This window comes from Flavobacterium agrisoli (genome assembly GCF_016522065.1).
Taxonomy (GTDB): domain Bacteria; phylum Bacteroidota; class Bacteroidia; order Flavobacteriales; family Flavobacteriaceae; genus Flavobacterium; species Flavobacterium agrisoli.
Genome location: NZ_JAEHFV010000003.1, coordinates 76457 through 102241, shown reverse-complemented (window position 1 = coordinate 102241; position 25785 = coordinate 76457). Strand labels below are relative to the sequence as shown.

The following is a 25785-nucleotide window of genomic DNA, read 5'->3' as shown; positions in this document are numbered from 1 at the left end:
ACTAAAAAAGCACTAACAAAGGTTTTAATTTAAAGTTAGTGCTCTTTATTTTAAATCTTGATTTGAATTTTAAAATTCCTTTTTATTTAACAGCTTCATAAAATTCAACCTCAACGATGGGCAATTGTGGCATTTTTGAATTTCCTTTTTTCAAACCGCCTTCATCTACTTTTCCGGTGATTTCGACTAAATTAATATCGTTGCTGTTTTTAGAAGTGCCCATTAACTGTATGGTTACTTTTTTTCCTTTTGTGGGCGTTACATCTAAAGTTACATAGCCTAAACTGGTTGGCGTAATCCCTTCAAATACTTTTTTACCGTCTACTAAAATGCTAATAGGGTATTTTTTACTTCTCCATCCTGCTAATTTCAACACAACTTGATTAAGTGTGGCTTTTCGTTCTAATTCGTATTCAATTTTGGCAACACCTTCGTTGTTCGTCCATTCGGTCATTTCGTTGTCGTCGTAACTTTTTTCTGCATCGGCTTGATTGGCATCGGCTTTTACTGCAACAATTTTTATCGAATTTCTCACTTTCTCAAAAGAAGGCGTACTAGGTGTTGGCCCTTTTTCTAAATAAGAAGGTAAATTATCCGATGGTAAAACAGAAGACAACTTTTGTAAATCCGTTTGAACCGTTTTAATAGTCAACTTATCACTTTTAAGATTATTGGCCGTAGCTTTCACCATAATTTCTCCTGAAACAGCCGTTGCTCTCACAAAAATTCTATTTACCCCACATTCTACAGGAAGATTTTTTGAAGCGATGTAATTGTCAGGACCTTGCGCAATTCCACCTACAAAAATCCCCTCACCTTGTACATCAAAATCGATCATATCCATAGCTGTCGGACAACGATTTCCTTTGTCATCGACCACCTCAACTTGTACCAAAGCCAAATCATTTGCATTTGCGACCATGCCGCCTGGTCTTTCAATAGAAGTAAGTTTCAAGGCATAAGGCTCACCTGCCGTTTTAATTTCATTTTCACAAACTTGTTTTCCGACGTTGTTAAAACCAATAGCTTTGATTACACCGGGTTGAAAAGTTACATTTTTAAACGTAAAAAGAAATCGTTTGGATTGTATGCCTTTACCGAGACTTTTTCCATTTACAAACAATTCAACTTCAGCTGCGGTAGAAACCACAGTAATGTCTTTGGTTACTCCTTTTTCATAATTCCAATGTCCAATAATATGTGCTTTAGGTGTATCGGTATCTACCCAACCATCCCAAATAACCTGATGTGCAAAAAAGTTATCTTTCGGAATGCGCATGGGGTCTACTTCGCCACTTCTTCGGTAATTTTCCTGCCCTCTGTAATGCGTATTCGAATCACTAAAAATAATATTGACTCCACCCGAACTCACACGACTTCCGGTTCCTGGTCGTTGTTCCCAATAATCAAACCAGCGTACGACATCTTCAATCGCGTGTGCATCCTGATTGTGGTTATAGGCACTGGCATCGGCCACTTTGGTTCCGTTTACATTTTCATGAGTCGTTCCGCCTGTTCCTTCTTTGTGGTACGGTGGCGTAAATTCGTCCCAATATTTACGCAAGCCTTCATCTCTGCTGTACTCGGTAGCCCACATCGGAATATGAGCACTTTTATTGATGTATAACATTTCGCCTCCGTATTCGGCCACTTTACTATCAAGCATTTCCCGGCTTCCTATAGCTCTGCCGCCATGAGGATCGTATTGATTTCGAATAGCCAGCATTTCTCGCATGTGCTCTTCCGAAATACTTTCGTTTCCTGACTCATAAAACACAATACTAGGATTATTTCGGTTGTAAATAATGGCATCGCGCATCAATTCGGTACGTTGCTCCCAACGTCTACCCGTTACGTCTTTCTCCGAATCGCCCGCTGGCATGGCTTGAAGCAACCCCACGCGATCACACGATTCGACATCCTGCTTCCAAGGCGTAATATGCATCCAACGCACCAAATTTCCGTTGCTTTTTACCATTAAACTATTCGAATAATCGCTCAACCAAGCCGGAACCGACATTCCTATCGAAGGCCATTCGTTACTCGTACGCTGTGCATAACCGTGTATCATAATAACGCGATCGTTCAAATACACCATTCCGTTTTTGAATTCTGTTTTACGAAATCCAGTTCGAATATCCACTTTATCAACCGCCTTGTTATCGACCAACAATTCCGAAGTAACGGTATACAAATAGCCATAACCCCAACTCCAGAAATTCAAGTTTTGTATAGCTTTAGATGCTTTTAAATCTTTAGTTTCGTTTGGCGCTAAAGTGATTGTTTCGCTTAAAAAGCTAGCTACTTCTTTGCCCTCTCTATCTTTCAAACTAACTTTTAAATGCGCTTTAACCGCTGTAGTATTTTCGTTTTTAACTTGAGAAGTTACATGTACGACCGCCTTTTTTTGAGCAATATCAAAATCAGTGGCATAAACATACGTCCCTGTTGTACCTAAAAAAGAATACAATGGCAGGGTTTGATAGACTTTCGACTTGATATGAAGGAATACGTTTTTCGGAATTCCGCCGTAATTGGCATTGAAGTTTTTATCGTTCCATTGATAAGGAGAATTGGATGCTTTTTCTCTGTATTTCCAGTCGTTATCGGTTTTTACCGCAATGGTATTTTGCTCCGGAAACGCTTTTACAAAAGGAGTAATATCCAATCCAAAAGCCATTGCTCCATTTTCGTGTCGGCCAACAAAAGCACCATTTACATATACCTCACCCATTTGGCGGACACCTTCAAACTCAATAAAAATCTTTTTATCCTGCGTTCCTTTAGGTAATTGAAAAGTTTTGCGGTACCAAGCAATGCCAGTTGATAAATGCGAAATATCAACCTTAAATGCCTCTGCCTGATTCCACGCATAAGGCAAATTCACACTGTTCCATTTGGTATCATCAAAATGGGTGTTTTTAGCATCTTCGATATCGCCAACATTCAATTTCCAACCATAGTTAAAATTAAATTTCACCTGATTTGCATCGGTACTTTGTGCCTTTGCTTGGTATTGTAATACTATACAAAAAACGACTGTTAGAACTTTTTTCCAATTCATTTTAATACTGATTAATTACGATTAGTGCTTTTAAAAGCATGGGTTAATATGGATGATTAGAGATTCAAAAGTAAAGTAAAGAGCAAAAACAATAGTTATCAAAACCTGCCACTACCAATCATTCCGTGCCTTTTCAGCATTTTTGATACGGAATTGTTCAAAAAATTAATTTAGAAAAAATAAAGTGTTTCTATTTTATTTCAAATATTTAGACGGACTGCAACCAAAATGCTTCGAAAAAGTTCTTGAAAAATTGGAAGGTTCCGAAAAACCAAGTTTATAGGCTATTTCGGCAATCGACCAAGTAGCGTTTTTAAGCCATTCGGCGGCTTGTTCCATCTTGACTTTCGTTATAAATTCATGCACGGTACAACCGCTAACTGCTTTCAATTTTCGATACAATTGTCGTGGACTAATTTGTAACTCCTGAGCCAAAACTTCTGGATTAAAATCGGTTTTTCCCATATGGAATTGGATCAACTCCACTACTTTGCTTAAAAACAATTTATCCAATGTTGGGGATTCGTCTTGTAACTTTTGAATAGTTAAAATTTCGGACAGACGACTTAGGATCGCATTTCGGTTGTCTAACAGACTTTTGATTTGCGCTTGTAAAACCATCACACTAAACGGTTTCATTACATACGCATTGGCTCCCAACTCATACCCCTCAATTTGATGTGCTTCAGCAGCTTTTGCGGTTAATAAAATAAGCGGAATATGACAGGTCTTTTCGTTGTTTTTAACTGCCTTACACAATTCGGTTCCTTGCATTTCGGGCATCATAACATCCGAAATAATTAAATCGGGAATGTGTTGCAAAGCCGATTCAAGTCCCTTTTTTCCATTATATTCTTGAATAACCGTATAGTGTTTTTGTAACTCGGTTTGCAAATACAATTGTACATCAGGATTATCTTCCACGATCAAAATAGTAGGTTGATTTTTGTCTTTAGCAGAGATTTCCTCATCCAATTCTAAAGCCGTCATTTCGGATTCTTCGAAAGAATCAACAATTGTCTTTTCTGGTTTTGAAGCGGCCACAAAAGGCAGTGAGATACGCACTTTGGTTCCTTTTGCCTCAATACTTTCTATTGAAATAGTGCCGCCTAAAAAATGCACCAAACTATGTGTTAACGACAAACCTATTCCAGACGAATGACCATGAAACGGTTGCGGCCCCTCGTTATGAAAAGGCTCAAAAATTCGGGTTAATTGGGCTGCGGCAATGCCAATTCCGTTATCTTCCACCAGCAATTCAATCGTTTCGTTTGCTTCTTTCAATTGTACCGATACCATAACTTGACCTCCATTGGGCGTGTATTGCAAAGCATTCGACAAAACATTAAGGAGAATTTGCTCCACTTTATCAAAATCGGATACAGCAAATAAAGGCGAATCCTTGATTTCTAAACATAACGCAATTTCTCGTTGTTGGGCAATCCATTGGAAATTGGCCAAACCATTTTGAATAAACAATGTAAAATCTTGCGTAGTCGGATTAAAGGTTAATTTGCCCAATTCGCTTTTTCTAAAATCCAATAATTGATGAATTAGCTTGGTTAAATAATGCAGATTTCGTTGAATAATATCAAAATACAATTTCTTGTCTTGTACCGATATATCTTGTCGCTGCAATTGTTTGATTGGGTCTACAATAAGTGTTAATGGCGTTTTTAAATCGTGCGAAATATTGGTAAAAAAGGCTAGTTTTTCTTTCGCAATTCTTTCTTGCTGCTCGGCATTGAGACGCTCTAGCTGAATTTGATTTTGTAATTTACTGCGATATAAAATTTGCCGCACTATCCAATAAACCAAAGCAACTAAAAATAAAAATGCTACCAATTTAAACCACCAAGGCGCATACCAAGGCGATTGAATTTGTATAGCTAAATACGTTACTGCTGAAGTTTTGGGACTCGAACTATCTCTGATTTTTAAAGTATATTTGCCGGGTGGAATTTTATGAAAAACCAAATGAGGCGAGGTGGTTGTAATCCAATTGTCATCGTAGCCCTCTAACTGATATTCAAAAACTTCTTTTTGTGTATCGAAATAATTAAAAGAAGCCAGTTCAATAGTAAAACTACTATTTTCATAATCTAAAATTATTTTTTTAGTATCCGAAAGTGATTGAGTTAAAATAGGTTTTCCCCAAAGTGTATCGTTCGGAACTACTTTTTGATTGGAGACATACAACGTTTTTAAAACCAACCGATGTTTGTTAATACTGGTTTTTATACGCTGTGGATCAAACGAAACAAAACCATTTTTAGAACCAAAGTAGAGCCTATTTTGGTTGGTATCTTTGTAAAAAGCACGTTCTAAAAAGCGCCAAGAGCCAAATTTATCTTTGTTTTGATAATTATAAACTTCGCCCGATAATTTCTCAATCTTCGAAATTCCTTCTTTATGCGCTATCCATAAATTCCCTTCTGCATCATCGGTAATGGCCGAAATGTAGGGATTTTGAGATGTAAGATGTAAGGGGAATGTTTTGAAATTACTGTTTTTTATTTGGGTATTTAAGGTGTACAAACCCTCGGTAGTACCCACCCAAAGCAGGCCTTTTTGATCTCGATACAAGGCATACACTATTTTACCTGTCATTTGCTTTTGAATTGATTCAGAAAAATCGGCATTCGTTTTTTTCTGAATCAAATCGAGTTTTGAATCGAGTGATAAACCAATAACACCATTGCCTTCTGTTCCTAACCAAAGCTTTTGTTTATCGCATACAATCGCCATCACGCTTCGGTTGTTCATAACCGATTCTAAATCAAAATACGTAATGTTAAAATCCGATAATTGAATTCGCGCCAATCCGTTATACAAACCAACCCAAAGCGTGTTTTTTTCATACACTTCCATAGCAAAAACCGACCATGTTTCTAAATTTGGCGCTTGGTTTTTATTTATAATAGCTCTCGTACTATTACTTTTTAAATCGTAACATTCCAATCCATTTACACCTCCAATCCAAATGGCACCGTTAGGATCTTGCACCAAAGTCCGCACCTGTTTCATTTGACTATTCGAACGGTAAAAAGGATGATGTGCATCCAGCGAACCATAATTATTGTAAATTAAAACACCTTCATCGGTACCCAACCATGTCTGATTAGCTACTTTTAAAATAGCCCGAACAGTAGCCAATTTGGTCGTTTCGGTTTTGGAAACATAACTGTAATGAAGGGTAAAGGGATTTCGATTGGGATTTGCTTTATAAATATCGCCGCTACGGGTGCCAATCCAAATGAGTTGTTCATCATCAATAAAAAAAGTAGTGATATAATCGTCTAACAAATACCCGGGAAGGTTGATGTTGGCGGTATAATGAATTGATTTTTTAGTACTCAAATCCAACGAAGTAAGCAAGTGACCCGACAAAAAATAACGTTTGCCCTTAATAATTTTATCGTGATTTAAGACATTCGAATTGGCATCCAATTTTGCGATAATAAGCTTTGGAACTTGGCTTTTAGGAACAACTGAAAAAAATTGGGTATCATAATGATAACGACTGTATTTTTTATCGAAAGTCAAAAACCAAAGCCCAAATTTGGCATCTGATACAATATTGCGAATGCGATTATTAGGTAAGGAATTGGGATCGTTCGGATTGTGATAAAAATAATCGAATGTTTTGCCATCATAGCGGTAAACGCCGTTCCAACTTCCAAACCAAATAAAGCCAACCGCATCTTTGGCAATTCCGTGTATGGAAGTACTCGGGTCAATTTCTTGACCTGTAATTTTTTCGAAAAACAAGTTTTGCGCCTGTAATTGCGAGCCATACAAAATACAAACGAAGCAAGAAATTAAAAAAATTACTATCTTTTTTCTCATTACAGTTTCAAATAAAACTTACAAACAGATTGCAAAATAAGACTTTTATATTTTGTTTGTATCCTTTGATTTTAAAATGAAGCAATTTGATTTTGGATTTTCGGAAGGGATTTCTCGAAAAAAAACAAAGTAAATCGATTTTGCTTTTCTTGCAGCTTCTGATAAATAAGTATCTTTAAAGACAAATTTAACGCAAATGAATACCACAAAAACAGAAACTTCTTTCAAAAGAGAACTCGGCTTATTTGACGGAACCATGTTAGTCGTAGGCTCCATGATTGGTTCCGGAATTTTTATTGTAAGTGCCGATATAGCGCGGCAAGTTGGCTCTGCGGGTTGGCTCACTTTAATTTGGATACTGTCGGGTATTGTAACCGTAATTGCAGCAGTGAGTTATGGCGAATTGAGTGCCATGTTTCCAAAAGCAGGCGGCCAATACGTATACCTACAAGAAGCCTACAACAAATTGATTGCTTTTTTGTACGGATGGAGTTTCTTTGCCGTGATACAAACGGGCACCATTGCGGCAGTTGGCGTGGCTTTTTCTAAGTTTTCTGCTTATTTGTACGAGCCTTTAGGAGAGCACAACATTCTTTTTTCAATAGGCAACTTTCAAGTCAATGTAGCGCAAATATTGGCGATTGTAACTATTGTGGGTTTAACGTATCTTAACAGTTTGGGCGTAAAAAACAGTAAAGTAATGCAAACTGTTTTAACGATTATCAAAATAGCCTCCCTTTTAGGTTTGATTGTACTTGGACTGTCATGGGCAGGAAAAGTAAACATTTGGGACGCGAATTGGGCCAATGCCTGGCAAGCTCGTAATTTTGACATCACAACTTCTACTTGGAAATCGATTAGTGGCAGTGCTTTTATTTCGGGAGTTGCAGCGGCAATGGTGGGAGCTCTTTTTTCTAGCGATGCTTGGAACGGTGTTACTTTTATAGCTGGCGAAATTAAAAACCCAAAAAAAAATGTAGGACTGAGTCTTTTTCTAGGAACCTTTATAGTCACTTCGTTGTACGTTTTAACCAATTTAATGTATGTTTCAGTAGTTTCTTTTGATGCCATTGCTACGGCACAATACGACCGTGTGGCCGTAGTAGTAGCCGAAAATATTTTAGGAAATATGGGAACACTCATCATCGCTATTATGATTATGATTTCGACATTTGCTTGTAATAACGGACTTATTATGGCGGGAGCGCGTGTATATTATACCATGGCTCAAGATGGATTATTCTTTAAAAAAGCGGGTGTTTTAAACAAACACAATGTACCAGCTTGGGCATTATGGCTGCAATGCGGTTGGGCTTCGGTTTTATGCTTAACAGGAACCTACGGTGCTTTATTGGATTTTGTAATTATAATTGTATTGATTTTTTACATTTTAACTATTTACGGCATTTTCATTTTAAGAAAAAAAAGACCTGAACTGGAACGCCCTTATAAAGCATTCGGTTATCCGTTTATTCCAATGGTATATGTTGTTTTTGCAAGTGCTTTGAGTATTGCTTTATTAGTTACCAAATGGGCAACTTGTGGATGGGGTGTTTTAATTATGCTAACCGGTATTCCGATTTATTATCTCACTAAAAACAAAAAATAATCACAAAAAAGAAGCCCTTCTCAAAAAAGAAGGGCTTTGTATTTTTATCTAAAGAAAGATTAAATATCATCAAAGTCAATATCGGTAAACGAAGAAGTTTCGGTAACAAACTCTTCATTTTTGCCTCCAATAGTGTCTTTTTTAAAGTCTTTTTGATGTCTTTCAGAAATAACTTCTTCTCCTTTGTGATTCAAAACATACGAAGTCATATCGCCTAAAATTTCGGCAAAAGCACTAAAATCTTCTTTGTACAAATAAATTTTGTGTTTTTTGAAATGGAAAGAACCATCTTCTTCAGTAAATTTTTTACTTTCCGTAATCGTGATATAATAATCGTCAGCTTTAGTAGCTCTTACGTCAAAGAAATACGTTCTTCTGCCCGCACGTAATACTTTAGAAAAGATTTCTTCTTTTTCTAATAGGTCATTTTCTCTCATAATCTTTCTATCATTTTATATTTAATAGCAATCAAAAATCATAAAAAATTATCTATTATCCAACATTTAAAGTAATTCTTTTTCCGAAAGTTGCTTTAAATACAAGGCCGAATAATAGCCCTCCTGATTTATTAATTGATTATGAGAACCTTGCTGTATTATTTTTCCGTCTTCTAAAATTATAATTTTATCTGCATTTTTGGCCGACGAAATGCGGTGGCTCACAATTATAGTGGTTTTGTTTTTACAAATTTCAAACAGGTTATTCAAAATGGTTTCTTCGGTTTCGGTATCCACAGCCGACAAGCAATCATCAAAAAGTAAAATTTCGGGATCTTTAATAATAGCTCTTGCTATAGAAACACGCTGCTTTTGTCCGCCCGAAAGCGTAATACCGCGTTCCCCTAAAACCGTATCATATTGTTTGTTAAACCCCATAATATTATCGTGCACTACGGCTGCTTTTGCGGCTTGTTCCACCTGTTCATCTGTTGCTGATTGATTACCAAATTTGATGTTGTTTTTTATGGTATCCGAAAACAAAAAAGCATCTTGTGGCACTATACCAATACTGTTTCGTAAATCGTTTAAATTTAAATCGGGAATAGCAATTCCGTCTATGGTAATGCTTCCTTTACTTACATCATACAATCGCGAAATGAGCGCCAAAATAGTCGATTTCCCGGAACCTGTTTTACCCAAAATTGCCAATGTTTCGCCTTTTTCAACAGTAAAACTAACCTTATCCAAAGCCAATATTTTCGTGTCATCATAAGTAAAACTCACGTCATGAAAGGCAATGGCGCCTTGAATTTCGGACGATGCTTCGTTTGTATTGGTAATTTCGGGTTCAATTTTCAAAAATTCATTTAATCGTTTTTGAGAAGCTTCGGCTTCTTGAATCATCGATGAAATCCATCCCAAAGAGGCCACTGGCCAAGTTAACATATTAACGTATAAAATAAACTCGGCAATAGTTCCGATACTCGAAATACTTCCGTTAATATACATTGCACCGCCACTGTAAATGACGACCAAATTACTAATACCAATTAAAGCAATCATTAAAGGTCCAAAAAGCGATTGTACTTTTGCCAAATCCAGACTTTTAGCCTTGCTTTCGTTAGCCAAATCAATCATATTATTTTGATGCTGGTTTTCTAATGAATTGGCTTTTATTACTCGAATTCCCGAAAAAATTTCTTGGGTAAAACTCGACACTTTGGATAAATATTGCTGAAAAGTAGTACTGCGTTTGTTGATTTCGTTACTCAATTTAAAAATACAAAATGACAAAATGGGCAAAGGCAGAATGGTATATAAAGTTAATTTAGGCGAAACATTAAACATATAAATCAGTACAATAACAAAACGAATTAACGTATTGATGGTGTACATTACTGCAGGTCCAACGTACATTCGGACTTTCGAAACATCTTCGCTAATGCGATTCATTAAATCTCCCGTGCGGTTTTGTTTGTAAAAATTTTGCGCTAAATTTTCATATTGCTGAAAAACTTCATTTTTTAAGTCAAACTCAATATGACGCGACATCACAATCAAAGTTTGGCGCATCAAAAAGGTCAAAAATCCGGCAATAATGGCTGTTAGTATAATCAATAAAATATTCGAAACCAATTCACTTTTGATAACTTCAACCGAAATCGAATCAGATTTAGCAAAACCTTCAATGGCTTCAAAGGATTGACTGATTAGTTTTGGTGTAAATAAAAAGAAAATTTGTGCGATTATGGTGATAAAAATTCCAGCTAAAAAATGGAGTTTATATTTTATAAAGTATTTGTCTAAATAACGTAATTCTTTCATTTTTATGTGATAAAAAGGATCAATATAGTTTTGTTTTAAAAGGTTTTTAACGCTTAATGAATAAAAAATGCATTCAAAAAACACCAAAACACATTATCATATCAACAAAATAACACAAAAATATTAGCATATATTCATTTTTGTAGTACTTTTGAAATGCATTTTTAACGAATTCACAAATTAACTCACTTAAAAAAACCAACTGCTATGAATGCAACTTTTACTTCCGGTAAAGAATTAGAAAAAATGGATCCCGTTTTTGGTCAGCTTTCTTTCGACAATCACGAACAAATTGTTTTTTGCAACGACAAAGATACAGGTTTAAAAGCAATAATTGGCATTCACAATTCGGTTATGGGACCAGCTTTGGGCGGTACCAGAATGTGGAATTATGCCAACGAATGGGAAGCTTTGAATGATGTTTTACGTCTTTCAAGAGGAATGACCTTTAAATCAGCCATTACAGGTTTGAATATTGGAGGTGGTAAAGCCGTAATTATTGGCGATGCTAAAACTCAAAAAACACCTGAATTAATGCGTAAGTTCGGCGAATTTGTTCATTCGTTGAGTGGAAGATACATTACCGCAGAAGATGTGGGTATGGAAACCAAAGACATGGATACTGTAAGAGAAGTGACACCTTACGTAACTGGAATTTCGGAAGAAAAAGGCGGATCTGGAAATCCTTCTCCGATCACAGCTTATGGGGTTTTTCTTGGCATGAAAGCAGCTGCAAAACACCAATTTGGTTCGGATGTTTTAGAGGGCAAAAAAGTTTTAGTACAAGGAATTGGACATGTGGGTGAAGCTTTAGTTGACTATTTGACAAAAGAAGGAGCTCAAGTAACCATTACCGATATTAACGAAGAGAGATTATATAATGTGGCTCAAAAATACAATGCGTCTATTTATACAGGGCTTGATTTATACACAGCCGATGTTGATATTTATGCGCCATGTGCCATGGGAGCTACTTTAAACGAAGAGAGCATTCACAAATTGAAAGCAAAAGTAATTGCCGGAGCTGCAAACAATCAATTGGCGAACGAAACTATTCATGGGAAAATGCTAACCGAAAAAGGCATTTTGTACGCACCCGATTTCTTGATTAACGCCGGTGGTATCATCAATGTTTATGCTGAATTAGCGCATTACGGAAAAGCAGAAATCATGAGCAAAACCGAAAATATCTACAACACCACGTTGGAAATCATCGATTTTGCCGAAAAAAACAACTGCACTACACATCAAGCCGCTTTGACAATTGCGCAAAACCGAATTGATGCACGAAAATTAGAAAACAATAAACTTTAATAGATGAAATAAATCATAAAATACTTTTGAATTAGTACACCAAAGCCAGTCCTCAGTAAGACTGGCTTTGCTTTTATACCTTATTTTAATTTTATTTATGAATCATATATTTTAATATGCAATTAGAAATGTTTATTTTTGCAGCCTAATTTTAATAAAAGTTCTTACAAAGTGGTAAACAGAAGACACATTCGCTTAAAAGTAATGCAAACCATTTATGCCATGCATCAAAATGGATCGGACAATCTAGAAAAAGAAGAAAAATTTCTTTTTTACAGCATAGACAGCATTCAGGACTTATACCTTATTATGGTTTCTTCGTTAATCGAAATTTGTAAAAAAGAAGCCGAATTTTTACACCTATCCAGCAAAAAACATTTGGCCACTGCTGCAGAACGCAATCCAAATGAAAAATTCATCAAAAATCAAGTTTTTCAAATTCTAGCCGAGAACAACTCGTTAAGTATTGCGTTAGAAAACCGAAAAATCAACAACTGGTCACTTAACGACGATTATATCATTTTACTTTTAAAAGAAGTTAAAGCAAGTGAATTGTATCAAAAATACATGAGCAACAACATAAACACTTTCGAGGAAGACAAACGATTTATCATTGACTTATTTTCGGAAGTTATTGTACCTAACGAAAAATTATACGATTACCTAGAAGACGATAAATTAACTTGGGTTGATGATATTCCGGTGGTAAATACACAAATCATCAAACAATTAAAAGCTTTAAAAAATTCGGAAGAAGGCGAATTTAGAGTGCCTCGTTTATATAAGGATGCCGAAGACAAAGATTTTGCTAAAGATTTGTTTCGAAAAACCGTTTTAAACGAAAAAGTACTCGCTAAAGAATACGACGGTAAAACTCCCAATTGGGATACCGACCGTATTGCCGAAATTGACACCATTATATTAAAGATGGCCATTTGCGAATTTTTAAAATTTCCATCGATTCCGGTAAAAGTAACATTGAATGAATATTTAGAACTAGCCAAAGAATATTCGACTCCAAAGAGTAGTATCTTTATCAACGGAATTTTAGACAGCTTGGTGAAAGATTTAGAAGCTAGCAAAAGAATGCTAAAAACCGGTCGCGGTTTAATGTAAAATTATAAACTAAAACAGAAATCTATATTATGGAACAAGTAACACAGTTTGCACCGTTTTTATTAATGTTTGCGGTAATCTATTTCTTTATGATTCGTCCACAACAAAAAAGAGCTAAAAGCGAAAAAGAATTTGAAAGCAGCCTAAAAGTAGGCGATAAAATAGTTACCAAAAGCGGACTTCACGGTAGAGTTGCCGAATTAGCTGAGACAACCGTTATCATCGAAACCATGTCGGGCAAATTAAAAATGGAACGTTCGGCCATTTCAATGGAAATGAGCGCAGCATTAGCCAAAAAATAATCAGAGAAAATTTTCCTGAACTTTTAAAAAAGGTCTTATTCAATTAGAATAAGGCCTTTTTTGCTTTCTGAAAAAGGCTAAATTTTAAATCTAAAAAAAACTAACTACAACATATTAAGAAAGTATCAACTTTCAAAATCAACTACTTTTTTAAAAAAACAAAATATAAACTCTCAGTGTACTTTTTTTAGGGGTCAAACTGCATTTTAAACGTTTTAAAGTAAAATATACTGTATTTTTTAGGGGGTAGTTTTGCTTTTTACTACATTTTTATAATTTAACCCCTCTTTTTTATTTGAGAATAATTATAAAAAAGCAACCTATAAATACAGAATATTTAGATTTCAATATTGCTTTTTTAGTAATCCGTAAATCTTTCCATTCTCAATCAAATAATCGTTTCAAAATATTCAATCTTTTTTAAAAGTTAATAAATTCGCTTCAAGTTAATGATTCAAAAAGGGCAACCAAACCATCAAAAAAAAGAGTACCAAAACCCGATTAGAAAAAAAATCCTAATTGAATATTAACTAAAAAACAGAAATAACCAAATATCATTTACAAACCAAAAAAAATTAATATGAAGAAGATTTTATTACTTTCGAGTTTATTCTTAACCAGTTTTTACACATTTGCTCAAGAGGAAACACCAGAAACAACACCTTTAAAAATATCAGGATCTGGAGACTTATATTATAAATACGATTTTTCAAAAGTGAGTAACATCCCAACCAGTTTTGCTACCGACCAAAATTCGGTTTCATTGGGTATGTTAGATGTTGCACTTTCAAAAACCATTAAAGGAATTTCTTTTATGGGAGAAGTATCTTTTGGACCAAGAGGACAATACCAATCGATTCCAAACTCCGATAATACATACAACGAAGGTAATGGAGCAAATTCATTCCACATTCAAAACTTATATGCTAGCTACGCTGTAACAGATAAATTAAGTTTCACAGCAGGTTATATGGGAACTTATATTGGATACGAAGTAATTTCGCCAGTAGCTAACTTCCACTATTCTACTTCTTATTTGTTTACCAATGGGCCTTTCCAAAACGCTGGAGTAAAAGCAAATTATGCTATTTCGGATCATTTTGGTTTAATGGTAGGTGTATTTAATGACTCTTGGAATTATTACAACGCAGACCCAGTAAAAGGTTTAAATGCGGTTGGAGGACAATTGTCTTTTACTAACGACGCCATTAGCGCTTATTTCAACTTTATGGATGGATCGGTGAGCGGAACTATTTTTGATTTAACAGCTAACTTTCAAATTACAGATGAGTTTAAGTTAGGTTTAAATGCTGCTGATTTTTCTAACGACGGCGACCAAGGATATACTGGAGTTGCTTTGTACCCATCTTATGCTTTTAGCGATGCTTTTGCTTTAGGACTTCGTGGCGAGTACTTCAAATCAAAAGAAGGCTCATTGGATACAGACGTAACAGCTTTAACATTTTCTGCAAACTATAAAGTAAGTGGTTTGACGATTATCCCGGAGTTTAGACTTGACTCAAACTCAGATAAAGTAATGTTCGTAAATTCAGATTTAAACCCTGCTAAATCGGCTTCTCAAGTATTAGTTGCTTTAGTATACGGCTTCTAATCTAACCTATAAGCTCTCACATTTAAAATGTGATTGCCAAGACATATTCGTTCTAACATTCAGAATGGTATTTTTTTTTTTGAACTGTCGAGATTATCTCTCGGCAGTTTTTTATTTTATAGCCTTTTCCAAATTAATTCACACACTGAAATAGTATCATTGTTTGCTTATTTTAAAAGAATGCAATCAGACTATTTTCTCTAACCATAAACTATCCTTTTTAATTAGAAAACATTGACTTTTACTCGGTCTGTATAATATTCACCTAATTTATTTCCAATGAATAGAAACAAAAAAAAACGGCCTTAAAAATAAAGCCGTTTGCATTTTTATAGAAGTAACCCTTTAAAAGTTAAGGTTGTTTTTTATAGATGGAGTAAATTGTATTAATGGTTTTACGATCTAATACGCTATCGGGTTCTTCAGGAATATAATGTCTTTTGAAAGCCAAAATAGCCGCATTCAAATTTTTGGTGCTGTATCCAATAATTCGCAGAGCCGGTTCTACTTGAAAATCAAGAGGCGCTTCAGTTAAAATTTCGTCTTGCCACAATCCAAAACCATTTGCAGCTAATGCCTTCCAAGGAAATAAAGCACTTGGATCTTGTTTACGAGTTGGCGCAATATCGGCGTGGCCTAAAATATTTTGAGTCGGAATATTATACTCTTTTTTCAGTTTTGTCAATAACGCCAATAAACTATTAATTTGTTTCAGAGAAAAAGGCTCGAAGCCATTGTTGTCCAATTCAATTCCGATAGAAACCGAATTAATATCGGTATCTTTTCCCCAAGTTCCGGCACCTGCATGCCAAGCTCTTAGGTAATCATTTAACATTTGCACCACAGTTCCATCATCGCCAATTACATAATGCGCACTAACCTGACGGTCGGGATTGGTAAACATTTTTACTGTTTGAGCCAATGAATCTTGTGCTGTATGATGAATAATGATATAATTGGGTTTTCTAAGATTGAAATTTACTGTACTTACCCATTCCGATTTAATTCCGTAAGGCAAAGTAACCGGCTTTTTTAAAGTTATAGAATCTTTATAACGAGTTAATTCATCTTTTGTAGACTCTTTATACAGTTCGCTAACTTGCTCTTGAAGCGACAATTGCGCCGCCTGCATGCTTGATATTTGTTTTTTATAAGCTTCTAATTGAACTTTATATGCTTTTTCACTTTCTACGTAAGGTTTTTTACTTCCGCAAGAAACCAATACAACACCCATAAAAACGGCACTAATGTAATTTTTCATAATTTACCTTATCTATTTAAGTATACCAACGAAAACAAAATCAATTTATTCTTTCTTTTTCTTTTTAGATTTTTTGCTTTTTTTAGAATCTTCTAAATAAGCTTTGTATTTTTCCTGCTGATCTGGACTCAAATAACCGTTAATTACTTTATTGGTATTTTCTGCTAATGATTTGTATTGCTCCATTTTGGCCTCTTGACTTAAACTTTCATTTTTCATCAAAACACCTTGTGCATTCATACTTTCAATTAAAACATTACCGATGGCCACTTCTTGCAAACCATCTAAAGACAAGGCAGGCGATAAATCTTCCATTATTTTAGCCACGGTTTCCTCAACCGGAATCTCTTTGGGTTTTGAAGATTGTTGCCCCATACTTTGTTGCATCCCTCCCATTCGGCCACTTCCATAGCCATTATTGCCGTATCCGTTTCCATAGCCATATCCATTTCCGTATTGAGCGAAAACAAAAGACCCACTAAAAAGCATGGACACTACTAAAAATCGTGCAGTTGTATTCATATTAACTTGGATTGATGAAATTAAAATCGAAAGTAAATTTAAGCAGGTTCTCCGTATAAATCAAATTCCGTAGCGTCAATAATTTTTATAGTTGCAAAATCGCCTGTTTTTAGGTAAAATTTAGAAGCATCTATCAAAACTTCGTTATCTACATCGGGACTATCAAACTCGGTACGACCAACAAAATGCCCACCTTCTTTTCTGTCGATTATGCATTTAAAAGTTCTGCCAATTTTTTCCTGATTCAAGTCCCACGAAATTTGCGATTGCAATTCCATTATTTCATTGGCACGGGCTTGCTTTACCTCATCTGGCACATCATCTTCAAGCAAATACGCATGGGTGTTTTCTTCATGCGAATAGGCAAAACAACCCAAACGATCAAATTTCATTTCTTGCACAAAATCTTTTAAAATATCAAAATCTTCTTGAGTTTCTCCAGGATATCCTACAATTAAAGTGGTACGAATAGCCATGCCTGGCACCGCTGCTCTGAAGTCTTTTAACAACTGTGTCGTTTTCGCTTGTGTAGTTCCTCTTCGCATCGATTTTAAAATACTATCCGAAATATGCTGAAGCGGAATATCAATATAATTACAGATTTTAGGCTCTTTTTTCATTAAATCCAACACATCCATTGGGAATCCTGTTGGAAAAGCATAATGCAAACGAATCCATTCAATACCTTCTACTTTTGCTAGAACTTCTAATAATTCGGCTAAATTTCTTTTTTTATAAAGATCCAAACCATAGTATGTCAAATCTTGTGCAATCAAAATCAATTCTTTAACCCCATCACGAGCCAAACCTTCTGCCTCTTTCACCAACTTTTCAATAGGTTGCGAAACGTGTTTACCTCGCATAATAGGGATTGCACAAAAACTACAAGGACGGTCACAACCCTCCGCAATTTTTAAATACGCATAATTTTTAGGTGTCGTGGTTAAGCGTTCTCCTAACAATTCGTGTTTGTAATCGGCGCCAAGCGCTTTAAGTAATTGAGGCAATTCGGTTGTGCCAAAATATTGGTCTACATTTGGAATTTCCTTTTCCAAATCTGGACGGTAACGCTCAGACAAACAACCTGTAACAAAAACTTTATCGACTAATCCTTTTTCTTTTTTATCGGCATATTCCAATATCATGTTTACCGACTCTGCTTTGGCATTATCAATAAATCCGCAGGTATTTATCACCACAATATTGCCCTCTCTCTCTACTGGAGCTTCATGTTCTACTTCTTTTCCACTTGCTTTTAGCTGCCCCATTAGGACTTCGCTATCATATACATTTTTAGAACATCCAAGGGTGATAACATTGATTTTGTTCTTTTTTAAAGACTTGGTTCTCATACTTTTATAAATTGGAGTGCAAAATTACATTATTTATCGCTAGAAATAGCACGAAAGCTGTATTTTCTAACCGATTACAAGCTAACAAAGGTCTTAAATTGAGAGCAATGTCACCTCTAACGCAACACTTCTTTCGTATTACTTAAAAAAAGAACTTATGAACAAAGAACACCTAAGGTTTTAATTCCTTACTTTTATATGTAAACTGCATTAATTTTTATTGCCATTATTTAAAGAAAAAATAGCCATGTCACTAACTGCTTCTAAAATGTTGCCACTAGGCACGATAGCTCCTAATTTTTATTTAAAAGACACCAACTCCAACAATCATTTATTTTACGAAGATATTAAAGGAAGCAGGGGAACTTTAGTGATTTTTATGTGTAATCATTGCCCATATGTCATTCATGTAATTGACGAAATTGTTAGAATAGCCAATGATTATCGCGTACAAGGCATTGGCGTAGTGGGGATTTCCAGTAATGATGCTTTAAAATATCCAGAAGATAGTCCAGAAAAAATGACCGAATGGGCTTTACATTACAAGGTAGATTTTCCGTATTTATACGACGAGACCCAAGACGTCGCAAGACAGTACGATGCCGCTTGCACACCCGATTTTTACTTATTTGATAGTCAAGATCGGTTGATTTATCGTGGGCAACTCGATGATTCGCGCCCCAATAACGGTATTGTGTCCAGTGGGAGCGACTTACGAAATGCCATCGATGCCTTACTATACAACCGTATTGCACCTGCTAAACAAATGCCTAGCATGGGTTGCAACATCAAATGGAAATAAGAAAGCCGTCGAGTAGACGGCTTTGTGTTTTATAATTTCGAATGGATATAGGTTCCAATGCTGGCCATTTGTGTATCATCTAAATGTGCTTTCTTTTGCATACGAAGTAAAATTGGCTTCCAATCGGTTTTGGAGTATTCGGTGGGAGCGTATAATTTGTGGCATTTTCCACAATTGTTTTCGTATAAGTTTTGCCCGGCCACTACTTCTTTTGCCATTTCATTACTTACTGCTTCTGTAGTAGTAACAGGTGCTGTCGGTGCTGCTTTTTTGCTTCCGCAAGAAGCTAGTAGCAGTGCAAACACTGCCATTGAGATTAATTTTGATTGCATAACGTTGGTTTTTTTTTAGTAAACTTAATCAAAATCTTCATTCGGTTTGCTAATCGTAGTCAAAAAAGTAAATTAAAATTACAAATGTATTACACTCCTGATAAGGTGTTTTTCGACCTCACTAAATATGGTGATTTTCATGCTTTATCTATGCCTTTGATATGCCTTTGATATGCCTTTGATAGGGAGATGGAGTGATTGTGAATTGAAAAATTTAATGATTTAAAGATTTTAGCAGATAGCTGAAACTCGGAAATCAGAAAATCTAAAATTAAAACTCACAATAACAATTCCTAAAACCTAAGAAACTTTAGCGAAGTACTACGTCTTTCACTACGTCGCGCGAGAGGTGTTCGTTTATCATTTTAACAATTTTGGATTTGCCGTAGGTGAGTTCTTCTCGAAGAACTGACGAAGTTAATTCGACATAGAGGGTGTTTCCTTTTAGGACTACGTTTTGGGTATAGGTATTTACACCGTTGCCCATGAGCTGGCGCCAGGCTTCTTTCACGTCGATTTGATCCATGCCGGGTTGCAGTTTGTTGACTTGAATAATTTCCTGCAACACCTCGCTAATGGTACTTTGATTACGGATTCGTTTTGCCATCTCCTAATAGGTCTATTTTTTCGGTTTTTTTGTAATGGTATTCTTTGTCTTGGTCGTTTTTAAGAACCAATTCGGTATCGGTTAGCTTCACAATTTCTTCGGACCACTTGGCATAACCCGTTTTGTAATCGATATAGGTTTTGTTTTGTCGCCATTTGACCCGTACATCTTCGTGCGTGTCGTTCGTTAAAAAACGACCATTTAATTGCGGCATCACTTTTTGGCGAATGCCGATACCTGCTGTATCGACCTGAAAATAATCAAAACTTTCGTTAATTCCGTAAACTTTGTCTTCGCCTTGCGGTCGTACCACTTTTTCTATTTCCCAATAGCCATTTAACTTGGTGATGTCGGTTTTGGTAACGCCTTGTTGACATCCTATAAAGACCAACACCAACAGTAGGGAAGTTGCTATTTTTTTCATTGGCAATCTATTTTAGCAGTGGTTTTCTTCGGGAATCCACCCATGAAAATTTCGAGAACTGCATTGCGTATTTAACTAAAAAATCCTTTTTATTTTTTCAATTTCATTAAAAGACCTCCCAAAAAAAGGACGAGTCCGAAACCTAAAAACAGGTAATATGTAGTCAGACTTGTCTCTTTTCCGATATTGGCTATTACAAAACAAACTATACTAGCAAAATACAAAGTTATGGGTTGGATTTTATTAAAAGCAGAAAAAGGCATATATGATCTTATTTGAAAAAACTATCTACGAATTCGTATTTATTAAAAACTTGTAAATCTTCGATTCCTTCCCCTACTCCAATGTATTTTACTGGAATCTGAAACTGATCGGAAATACCAATTACCACCCCTCCTTTTGCCGTACCATCTAACTTGGTTACCGCTAGAGAAGTCACTTCGGTGGCAGCTGTAAATTGTTTGGCTTGCTCAAAGGCATTTTGTCCGGTTGATCCATCTAATACCAACAACACATCGTGTGGCGCATCGGCTACCACCTTTTGCATGACGCGTTTTACCTTGGCCAATTCGTTCATTAAATTGATTTTGTTGTGCAAACGACCGGCAGTATCAATAATCACCACATCGGCATTTTGTGCTACGGCCGATTGCAAGGTATCGAAAGCGACAGAAGCTGGGTCACTACCCATTTCTTGACGTACAATAGGCACTCCAACGCGGTCGGCCCAAATTTGCAATTGATCAATGGCAGCCGCTCTAAACGTATCAGCTGCTCCAAGTACCACGTTATGACCCGCTTTTTTAAATTGGTAGGCCAATTTTCCGATGGTAGTGGTTTTTCCTACTCCATTCACCCCTACCACCATTAGCACGTAGGGTTTGTTTTGTTTTGGAATTTCGAATTCGGTTGCTTCCCCTGAATGGGTTTCCGAAAGTAAGGCCGCGATTTCTTCCCTTAAAATTTGATTGAGTTCGTCAGTTCCTAAATATTTATCTTGTGCTACTCTGTTTTCGATGCGTTCGATTACCTTCAGCGTCGTGGCAACCCCTACATCCGAAGCGACCAAAATTTCCTCCAAATCGTCTAAAACCGCATCATCTACTTTTGATTTTCCGGCGACCGCTTTACTTAATTTTGAAAAAAAGGTCGTTTTTGATTTTTCCAATCCTTTATCTAAAGTCTCCTTTTTTTCAGATGAAAATAATTTTTTAAAAAAACTCATAGTTCCTTTGTATTAATAATGAAGAAAATAGCCCTTCGTTGCGCATTTGGTTTTGACAGGGTAAATATAAAAATAAAAAAGCTACTCTCGAAGGAAAGTAGCTTTTCTATAAATTGTAAATGTAATTATTTCTTTTTCAAGAACTCATCCACCAATTCAGGAGCCATGATCGATTCTACGAAAATATAAGCTCCGGTTTTAGGAGATTTTACCATTTTGATGGCTTTTGATAATCTCTTAGATGCTGTTTGTAACGATGCTACGGTTTTCTTTGCCATGACGAATTATTTTATTTCTTTATGAACAGTAACTCTTTTCAAGATTGGATTGAATTTTTTAATCTCTAATCTGTCTGGAGTATTTTTTTTGTTCTTAGTTGTTATATATCTTGAAGTTCCTGCTACACCTGAAGTTTTGTGCTCAGTACATTCTAAAATTACTTGGATTCTATTACCTTTCTTTGCCATCTTGCTCTATATTTTATATTGGAAAAAGAATTATTTGATAAATCCCTCAGCTTGTGCTTTTTTCAAAACAGCTGAAATTCCATTTTTATTAATTGTTTTTATCGTAGATGCTGCTACTCTAAGCGTAATCCATCTATCTTCTTCAGGAAGATAAAAACGCTTCTTAACTAAGTTTACAGAAAACTTTCTCTTAGTTTTGTTCATAGCGTGAGAAACGTTATTTCCTACCATCGCTCTTTTACCTGTAAGGTCACAAACTCTTGACATTATACTTTATCTTTTATCGTTAATCAAAATCAGGGTGCAAAGAAAAGAAAAAATTACGATGTGACAAAAAATTACGGCACATTTTTTAAAATTTCTTTGTGCAACATTTCCAAACTCTTAACTACAGTGCGCTGTACTACTTTTTCTCTGGGTTGTCCGAAATTAAATACTTCAACTAGCACTTCATTTGGGGTCGCAATAGCGATACAAACCGTTCCGACCGACGCATCGGAATCGCCTTTGGACGGACCTGCATTTCCGGTAGTGGCAATAGCGTAATCCGTTTTAAATTTTTTTTGTGCTTGTAGGGCCATTTCGCGTGCTACCTCCATACTCACGACAGAATGTTTTTCAATTGTATTTTGGTCGACTCCCAACAAATCAATCTTCACTTCGGTTGCATAGGCCACGATTCCCCCTTTGAAATTATTAGAACAACCTGGCACCGAAGCAAGGGTTGCTGCTATTTTGCCTCCCGTACAACTTTCGGCGGTTGCGATGGTTTTATTTTGTTCTTGTAAGATTCTCAAAACCGTAACTTCTAAAGCTTCTTCCGCTTCGTAACTCACCACTATATCATGCAGTATCGGTTTTAACTGAGCAATTTGAACATCTAGTTGGTTGCGCAATATTTCTTCATCTGTACCGCGAGCCGATAAACGCAGGCGTACCAAACCTGGACTCGGCAAATAGGCCAATTTAATTGCTGGGGGTAATTGGTCTTCCCATTCTTCTATACGTTCGGCCAGTAAACTTTCGCCCAAACCATAAGTTATAAGCGTTTTGTGAAGTATATAAGGACGTTCAAAGTTTTTGATGATTTTAGGAAGCAACACCTCATCCATCAAGTGTTTCATTTCGTAAGGTACACCTGGTAAGGAAACAAAAACGGTGTTTTCTTTCTGCATCCACATTCCGGGAGCCGTCCCTACCGCGTTGTGCAACACTTTACTACGTGAAGGCACCAAAGCTTGATCTTTATTAATTTGTGTAATCGGTTTTTTGAAAATCCCCTCTAGCAGTTGCGTTACATGCGCTAAGACTTCTGGATTTACGATTAATTCATCATCGAAGTATTTGCAAAACGTTTTTTTGGTAATATCATCTTTAGTAGGCCCTAGCCCACCGGTTACCACTACCAAATCTACTTGGTTTTGTAAACGCGCAAAAGTATCTATAATTTGCTCTTGATCATCTCCAATAGAAAGGAGTTGAACTACGGCAATGCCAATTTTATCCAAGGCTTGAGCAATATAAGCCGAATTGGTATCGGTAATTTGACCAATTAAAATTTCATCTCCAATGGTCACAATGGCTGCTTTCATATTTTTTTAGGCTATTGGAAAATAAATTCTTTTCAAACTAAAAATGTCACTTTAAAGCTTGTAATTAGGAATTACGTTTAGATGCAAATGCTGTTTCTTAAAAATGGATTTAATCCAAATTCAAATCAAAATCTTTTTTGATTTCTTTGACAGCTTCTTTCACTTGATGACGCACACTTTTGAAGGTTTCTTCAATCTCTTTCTTTTTCCCTTCTGATTTGGTCCAAGCTTCAATTTGCAGAATCTCTTCAAAGGCCACATTGAGTCCCATTAAATCAAGTGTGGGCTTAATTTTGTGCGCGTAGGCATAGGCGTGTTTGTAATCTTTCTTTTTGATTCCTTCTTTGACTTGCAATAAATCCTCGGGAACCTCGGTTACAAAAAGGGTTAAAATTTGGTTTACAAATTCGGGGTCATTATCGGAAAGCGCGTACACTTTGGATAGATTGTATTTTAAAGCCATTATTTTACTGGTATTCTGAATAATTTATGTCCTTCTAAAAATCCTTCCAACACATCGTTGGGTTGTACTTTGGCCACTCCTTCAGGAGTTCCGGTAAAAAGAATATCACCTATTTTGAGTGTGAAAAATTGCGATACATACGAAATCAATTCGTCAATTTTCCACAACATAAGGCTGGTATTCCCTTTTTGCACGGTATTCCCATTGTTGGTCAATTCAAAAGTAATATTTTCTAAGGAACTAAATTGCTCCTTCGGTAAAAAATCGCCAATTACAGCCGAACCATCAAAGGCTTTGGCTTTTTCCCAAGGCAATCCTTTTGCTTTGAGTTGCGCTTGTAAGTCTCTGGCAGTAAAATCGATTCCAAGTCCGATTTCATCGTAATATTTATGTGCAAATTCCGGCTCGATGTACTTCCCTACTTTATTGATTTTCACCAATACTTCTACTTCGTGGTGCACTTCCTGTGTAAATTCGGGAATCACAAACGGATGTTGTTTGAGTACAATAGCCGAATCCGGTTTCATAAAAATAACCGGCTCCGTAGGGCGCTCGTTTTGCAGTTCTGTTATGTGGTTGGCGTAATTTCGCCCGATGCAAATGATTTTCATATTTTTTGAGTTTCTAAGCCTCTAAGTTTCTGAGTTTCTAAACCTCTAAGTACCTAAGCTTCTTGCAACTTAGTAACTTGGCTTCTCTGAAGCTCAGCTACTTCGTATTCAGCTTCCTTAACTTAATAGCGGTTAGTACTTTTTTGGTATACAGGGGAAAATCGGCTTGTTGCATCCAACTGAAATAACCAGGTTCGGATTCGAGGATGGCTTCTACTTTTTTACCTTTATGTTTTCCGAAGGTAAATACTTCCATTCCATCTTTGTCGTAGGCAATCATCCCTGCAAAATCGGCTATTTTTTTCCGTGTTGTGAATTCGGATAACTGTTTAACATCGTTTTGCAAATCGGTATAGCGATCCAATTGTGCTTTTAAAATTTCATATGTTGCCAAGGTATCTGCAGCAGCAGAATGGGCATTTTCGAGACTTTCGCCACAATAAAATTTGTAAGCCGCACTTAGCGTACGTTCTTCCATTTTGTGAAAAATCGTCTGCACATCCACCGATACCTTGTTTTTCATATCAAAATCAACGCCTGCTCGCAAAAGTTCTTCTGCCAATAACGGGATATCAAAGCGATCCGAATTATATCCTGCCAAATCGCTGTCTTTGATCATTTGGTATACTTGTGATGCCAACTCGGCAAAAGTAGGCTCGTTGGCCACTTTTTCATTGGTTATGCCGTGCACCGCGGTGGTTTGCGGCGGAATGGGAATGGTCGGGTTTACCAACCACGTTTTACTTTCTTTATTGCCGTTTGGAAATACTTTTAGGATGGAAATTTCGACGATTCGGTCTTTTCCGATATCGATTCCGGTGGTTTCTAAATCAAAAAAGCAGATGGGTTTGTTCAGTTTCAGCTCCATTTATCACATTGTTAAGGTTACAAATGTATAGGTTAAAGGCGAAAATCACAATTTTGAAGGGATAAATGTGTTTTTTGGGAAATGAGCTTTTAATGGTGAGTGGTGAATGGTGAATGGTGAATGGTGAAT

General features: G+C 36.1%; 24 protein-coding genes. 6 read left to right on the top strand and 18 right to left on the bottom strand.

The window, feature by feature from the left end; genetic code table 11:
• Positions 1-82: 82 nt before the first annotated feature.
• Complete coding sequence (locus I5M07_RS08745) at positions 83-3064, bottom strand: glycoside hydrolase family 2 protein (RefSeq protein ID WP_200105913.1); 2982 nt, start codon at positions 3062-3064, stop codon at positions 83-85.
• A 195-nt stretch (positions 3065-3259) separates the two neighbouring features.
• A complete protein-coding gene (locus tag I5M07_RS08740; protein ID WP_200105912.1) occupies positions 3260-6913 on the bottom strand; it encodes a hybrid sensor histidine kinase/response regulator transcription factor in 3654 nt (1217 codons plus the stop codon).
• A 196-nt stretch (positions 6914-7109) separates the two neighbouring features.
• Here I5M07_RS08740 and I5M07_RS08735 point away from each other — a divergent pair, with 196 nt between their 5' ends.
• Positions 7110-8522, top strand: a complete 1413-nt coding sequence (locus I5M07_RS08735) for an APC family permease (RefSeq protein ID WP_200105910.1) — start codon at positions 7110-7112, stop codon at positions 8520-8522.
• Positions 8523-8581: 59 nt separating this feature from the next.
• On the opposite strand, the gene I5M07_RS08730 is transcribed toward I5M07_RS08735, so the two are convergent.
• Both I5M07_RS08730 and I5M07_RS08725 read right to left on the bottom strand, forming a co-directional pair.
• Positions 8582-8959 carry a PUR family DNA/RNA-binding protein gene (locus I5M07_RS08730; protein ID WP_200105908.1) on the bottom strand — a complete coding sequence of 126 codons (378 nt, stop codon included), beginning with the start codon at positions 8957-8959 and terminating at the stop codon, positions 8582-8584.
• 66 nt (positions 8960-9025) lie between these two features.
• A complete protein-coding gene (locus tag I5M07_RS08725; RefSeq protein WP_200105901.1) occupies positions 9026-10786 on the bottom strand; it encodes an ABC transporter ATP-binding protein in 1761 nt (586 codons plus the stop codon).
• A gap of 207 nt (positions 10787-10993) precedes the next feature.
• Between I5M07_RS08725 and I5M07_RS08720 the strand changes: the two genes are divergently transcribed.
• The 4 genes from I5M07_RS08720 to I5M07_RS08705 all read left to right on the top strand — a co-directional run bounded on the left by I5M07_RS08720 (position 10994) and on the right by I5M07_RS08705 (position 15130).
• The gene (locus I5M07_RS08720; protein WP_200105899.1) at positions 10994-12100 is read left to right on the top strand and encodes a Glu/Leu/Phe/Val family dehydrogenase; all 1107 of its coding nucleotides are present in this window, start codon (positions 10994-10996) and stop codon (positions 12098-12100) included.
• A gap of 204 nt (positions 12101-12304) precedes the next feature.
• Entirely contained in the window at positions 12305-13216 is a 912-nt protein-coding gene (gene nusB, locus I5M07_RS08715; RefSeq protein ID WP_200106368.1) for a transcription antitermination factor NusB, read from the top strand.
• Positions 13217-13245: 29 nt separating this feature from the next.
• Entirely contained in the window at positions 13246-13518 is a 273-nt protein-coding gene (yajC, locus tag I5M07_RS08710) for a preprotein translocase subunit YajC (RefSeq protein ID WP_200105897.1), read from the top strand.
• Positions 13519-14098: 580 nt separating this feature from the next.
• Entirely contained in the window at positions 14099-15130 is a 1032-nt protein-coding gene (locus I5M07_RS08705) for a porin (protein WP_200105890.1), read from the top strand.
• A gap of 352 nt (positions 15131-15482) precedes the next feature.
• On the opposite strand, the gene I5M07_RS08700 is transcribed toward I5M07_RS08705, so the two are convergent.
• From I5M07_RS08700 to rimO, 3 genes are read right to left on the bottom strand one after another with little or no spacing between them, the layout of a single operon-like run.
• Positions 15483-16391 carry an N-acetylmuramoyl-L-alanine amidase gene (locus tag I5M07_RS08700; protein WP_200105888.1) on the bottom strand — a complete coding sequence of 303 codons (909 nt, stop codon included), beginning with the start codon at positions 16389-16391 and terminating at the stop codon, positions 15483-15485.
• Between the two features lie 45 nt (positions 16392-16436).
• A complete protein-coding gene (locus I5M07_RS08695) occupies positions 16437-16913 on the bottom strand; it encodes a hypothetical protein (RefSeq protein ID WP_200105886.1) in 477 nt (158 codons plus the stop codon).
• Between the two features lie 38 nt (positions 16914-16951).
• On the bottom strand, positions 16952-18265 hold the full coding sequence (rimO, locus tag I5M07_RS08690) for a 30S ribosomal protein S12 methylthiotransferase RimO (RefSeq protein WP_200105884.1): 1314 nt from the start codon (positions 18263-18265) through the stop codon (positions 16952-16954).
• 247 nt (positions 18266-18512) lie between these two features.
• On the opposite strand from rimO, the gene I5M07_RS08685 reads away from it, so the two are divergent.
• Complete coding sequence (locus tag I5M07_RS08685; protein WP_200105875.1) at positions 18513-19067, top strand: thioredoxin family protein; 555 nt, start codon at positions 18513-18515, stop codon at positions 19065-19067.
• 29 nt (positions 19068-19096) lie between these two features.
• Here the strand turns inward: I5M07_RS08685 and I5M07_RS08680 are convergent, their stop codons facing one another.
• The 11 genes from I5M07_RS08680 to I5M07_RS08630 form a co-directional block, all read right to left on the bottom strand.
• The gene (locus I5M07_RS08680; RefSeq protein WP_200105873.1) at positions 19097-19399 is read right to left on the bottom strand and encodes a cytochrome c; all 303 of its coding nucleotides are present in this window, start codon (positions 19397-19399) and stop codon (positions 19097-19099) included.
• Between the two features lie 310 nt (positions 19400-19709).
• Complete coding sequence (locus I5M07_RS08675; RefSeq protein WP_200105871.1) at positions 19710-20006, bottom strand: DUF721 domain-containing protein; 297 nt, start codon at positions 20004-20006, stop codon at positions 19710-19712.
• A complete protein-coding gene (locus I5M07_RS08670) occupies positions 19987-20430 on the bottom strand; it encodes a hypothetical protein (RefSeq protein ID WP_200105863.1) in 444 nt (147 codons plus the stop codon). Before I5M07_RS08670 ends, I5M07_RS08675 begins: the two co-directional genes overlap by 20 nt.
• A 271-nt stretch (positions 20431-20701) precedes the next feature.
• Positions 20702-21655, bottom strand: coding sequence for a signal recognition particle-docking protein FtsY (gene ftsY, locus I5M07_RS08665; protein ID WP_200105860.1), 954 nt, complete (start codon positions 21653-21655; stop codon positions 20702-20704).
• 125 nt (positions 21656-21780) lie between these two features.
• Positions 21781-21933, bottom strand: coding sequence for a DUF4295 domain-containing protein (locus I5M07_RS08660; RefSeq protein WP_200105858.1), 153 nt, complete (start codon positions 21931-21933; stop codon positions 21781-21783).
• A 6-nt stretch (positions 21934-21939) separates the two neighbouring features.
• Positions 21940-22122 (bottom strand): 50S ribosomal protein L33, encoded by a 183-nt coding sequence (gene rpmG / locus I5M07_RS08655; protein ID WP_017495179.1) that lies wholly within the window; start codon positions 22120-22122, stop codon positions 21940-21942.
• 30 nt (positions 22123-22152) lie between these two features.
• Positions 22153-22389, bottom strand: coding sequence for a 50S ribosomal protein L28 (gene rpmB, locus I5M07_RS08650; RefSeq protein WP_200105856.1), 237 nt, complete (start codon positions 22387-22389; stop codon positions 22153-22155).
• Between the two features lie 71 nt (positions 22390-22460).
• On the bottom strand, positions 22461-23714 hold the full coding sequence (locus I5M07_RS08645) for a competence/damage-inducible protein A (RefSeq protein ID WP_200105854.1): 1254 nt from the start codon (positions 23712-23714) through the stop codon (positions 22461-22463).
• Between the two features lie 109 nt (positions 23715-23823).
• A complete protein-coding gene (locus I5M07_RS08640; protein WP_200105852.1) occupies positions 23824-24177 on the bottom strand; it encodes an Hpt domain-containing protein in 354 nt (117 codons plus the stop codon).
• Positions 24177-24788, bottom strand: coding sequence for a fumarylacetoacetate hydrolase family protein (locus I5M07_RS08635; protein ID WP_200105850.1), 612 nt, complete (start codon positions 24786-24788; stop codon positions 24177-24179). Before I5M07_RS08635 ends, I5M07_RS08640 begins: the two co-directional genes overlap by 1 nt.
• A gap of 97 nt (positions 24789-24885) precedes the next feature.
• A complete protein-coding gene (locus tag I5M07_RS08630) occupies positions 24886-25656 on the bottom strand; it encodes a 3'-5' exonuclease (protein WP_200105848.1) in 771 nt (256 codons plus the stop codon).
• Positions 25657-25785 lie beyond the last annotated feature (129 nt).

Excerpts from the sequence above, each read along its gene's own strand:
- I5M07_RS08745 (WP_200105913.1), bottom strand. The coding sequence starts at position 3,064 with ATGAATTGGAAAAAAGTTCTAACAGTCGTTTTTTGTATAGTATTACAA.
- I5M07_RS08740 (WP_200105912.1), bottom strand. The coding sequence starts at position 6,913 with ATGAGAAAAAAGATAGTAATTTTTTTAATTTCTTGCTTCGTTTGTATT.
- I5M07_RS08735 (WP_200105910.1), top strand. The coding sequence starts at position 7,110 with ATGAATACCACAAAAACAGAAACTTCTTTCAAAAGAGAACTCGGCTTA.
- I5M07_RS08730 (WP_200105908.1), bottom strand. The coding sequence starts at position 8,959 with ATGAGAGAAAATGACCTATTAGAAAAAGAAGAAATCTTTTCTAAAGTA.
- I5M07_RS08725 (WP_200105901.1), bottom strand. The coding sequence starts at position 10,786 with ATGAAAGAATTACGTTATTTAGACAAATACTTTATAAAATATAAACTC.
- I5M07_RS08720 (WP_200105899.1), top strand. The coding sequence starts at position 10,994 with ATGAATGCAACTTTTACTTCCGGTAAAGAATTAGAAAAAATGGATCCC.
- nusB (WP_200106368.1), top strand. The coding sequence starts at position 12,305 with ATGCAAACCATTTATGCCATGCATCAAAATGGATCGGACAATCTAGAA.
- yajC (WP_200105897.1), top strand. The coding sequence starts at position 13,246 with ATGGAACAAGTAACACAGTTTGCACCGTTTTTATTAATGTTTGCGGTA.
- I5M07_RS08705 (WP_200105890.1), top strand. The coding sequence starts at position 14,099 with ATGAAGAAGATTTTATTACTTTCGAGTTTATTCTTAACCAGTTTTTAC.
- I5M07_RS08700 (WP_200105888.1), bottom strand. The coding sequence starts at position 16,391 with ATGAAAAATTACATTAGTGCCGTTTTTATGGGTGTTGTATTGGTTTCT.
- I5M07_RS08695 (WP_200105886.1), bottom strand. The coding sequence starts at position 16,913 with ATGAATACAACTGCACGATTTTTAGTAGTGTCCATGCTTTTTAGTGGG.
- rimO (WP_200105884.1), bottom strand. The coding sequence starts at position 18,265 with ATGAGAACCAAGTCTTTAAAAAAGAACAAAATCAATGTTATCACCCTT.
- I5M07_RS08685 (WP_200105875.1), top strand. The coding sequence starts at position 18,513 with ATGTCACTAACTGCTTCTAAAATGTTGCCACTAGGCACGATAGCTCCT.
- I5M07_RS08680 (WP_200105873.1), bottom strand. The coding sequence starts at position 19,399 with ATGCAATCAAAATTAATCTCAATGGCAGTGTTTGCACTGCTACTAGCT.
- I5M07_RS08675 (WP_200105871.1), bottom strand. The coding sequence starts at position 20,006 with ATGGCAAAACGAATCCGTAATCAAAGTACCATTAGCGAGGTGTTGCAG.
- I5M07_RS08670 (WP_200105863.1), bottom strand. The coding sequence starts at position 20,430 with ATGAAAAAAATAGCAACTTCCCTACTGTTGGTGTTGGTCTTTATAGGA.
- ftsY (WP_200105860.1), bottom strand. The coding sequence starts at position 21,655 with ATGAGTTTTTTTAAAAAATTATTTTCATCTGAAAAAAAGGAGACTTTA.
- I5M07_RS08660 (WP_200105858.1), bottom strand. The coding sequence starts at position 21,933 with ATGGCAAAGAAAACCGTAGCATCGTTACAAACAGCATCTAAGAGATTA.
- rpmG (WP_017495179.1), bottom strand. The coding sequence starts at position 22,122 with ATGGCAAAGAAAGGTAATAGAATCCAAGTAATTTTAGAATGTACTGAG.
- rpmB (WP_200105856.1), bottom strand. The coding sequence starts at position 22,389 with ATGTCAAGAGTTTGTGACCTTACAGGTAAAAGAGCGATGGTAGGAAAT.
- I5M07_RS08645 (WP_200105854.1), bottom strand. The coding sequence starts at position 23,714 with ATGAAAGCAGCCATTGTGACCATTGGAGATGAAATTTTAATTGGTCAA.
- I5M07_RS08640 (WP_200105852.1), bottom strand. The coding sequence starts at position 24,177 with ATGGCTTTAAAATACAATCTATCCAAAGTGTACGCGCTTTCCGATAAT.
- I5M07_RS08635 (WP_200105850.1), bottom strand. The coding sequence starts at position 24,788 with ATGAAAATCATTTGCATCGGGCGAAATTACGCCAACCACATAACAGAA.
- I5M07_RS08630 (WP_200105848.1), bottom strand. The coding sequence starts at position 25,656 with ATGGAGCTGAAACTGAACAAACCCATCTGCTTTTTTGATTTAGAAACC.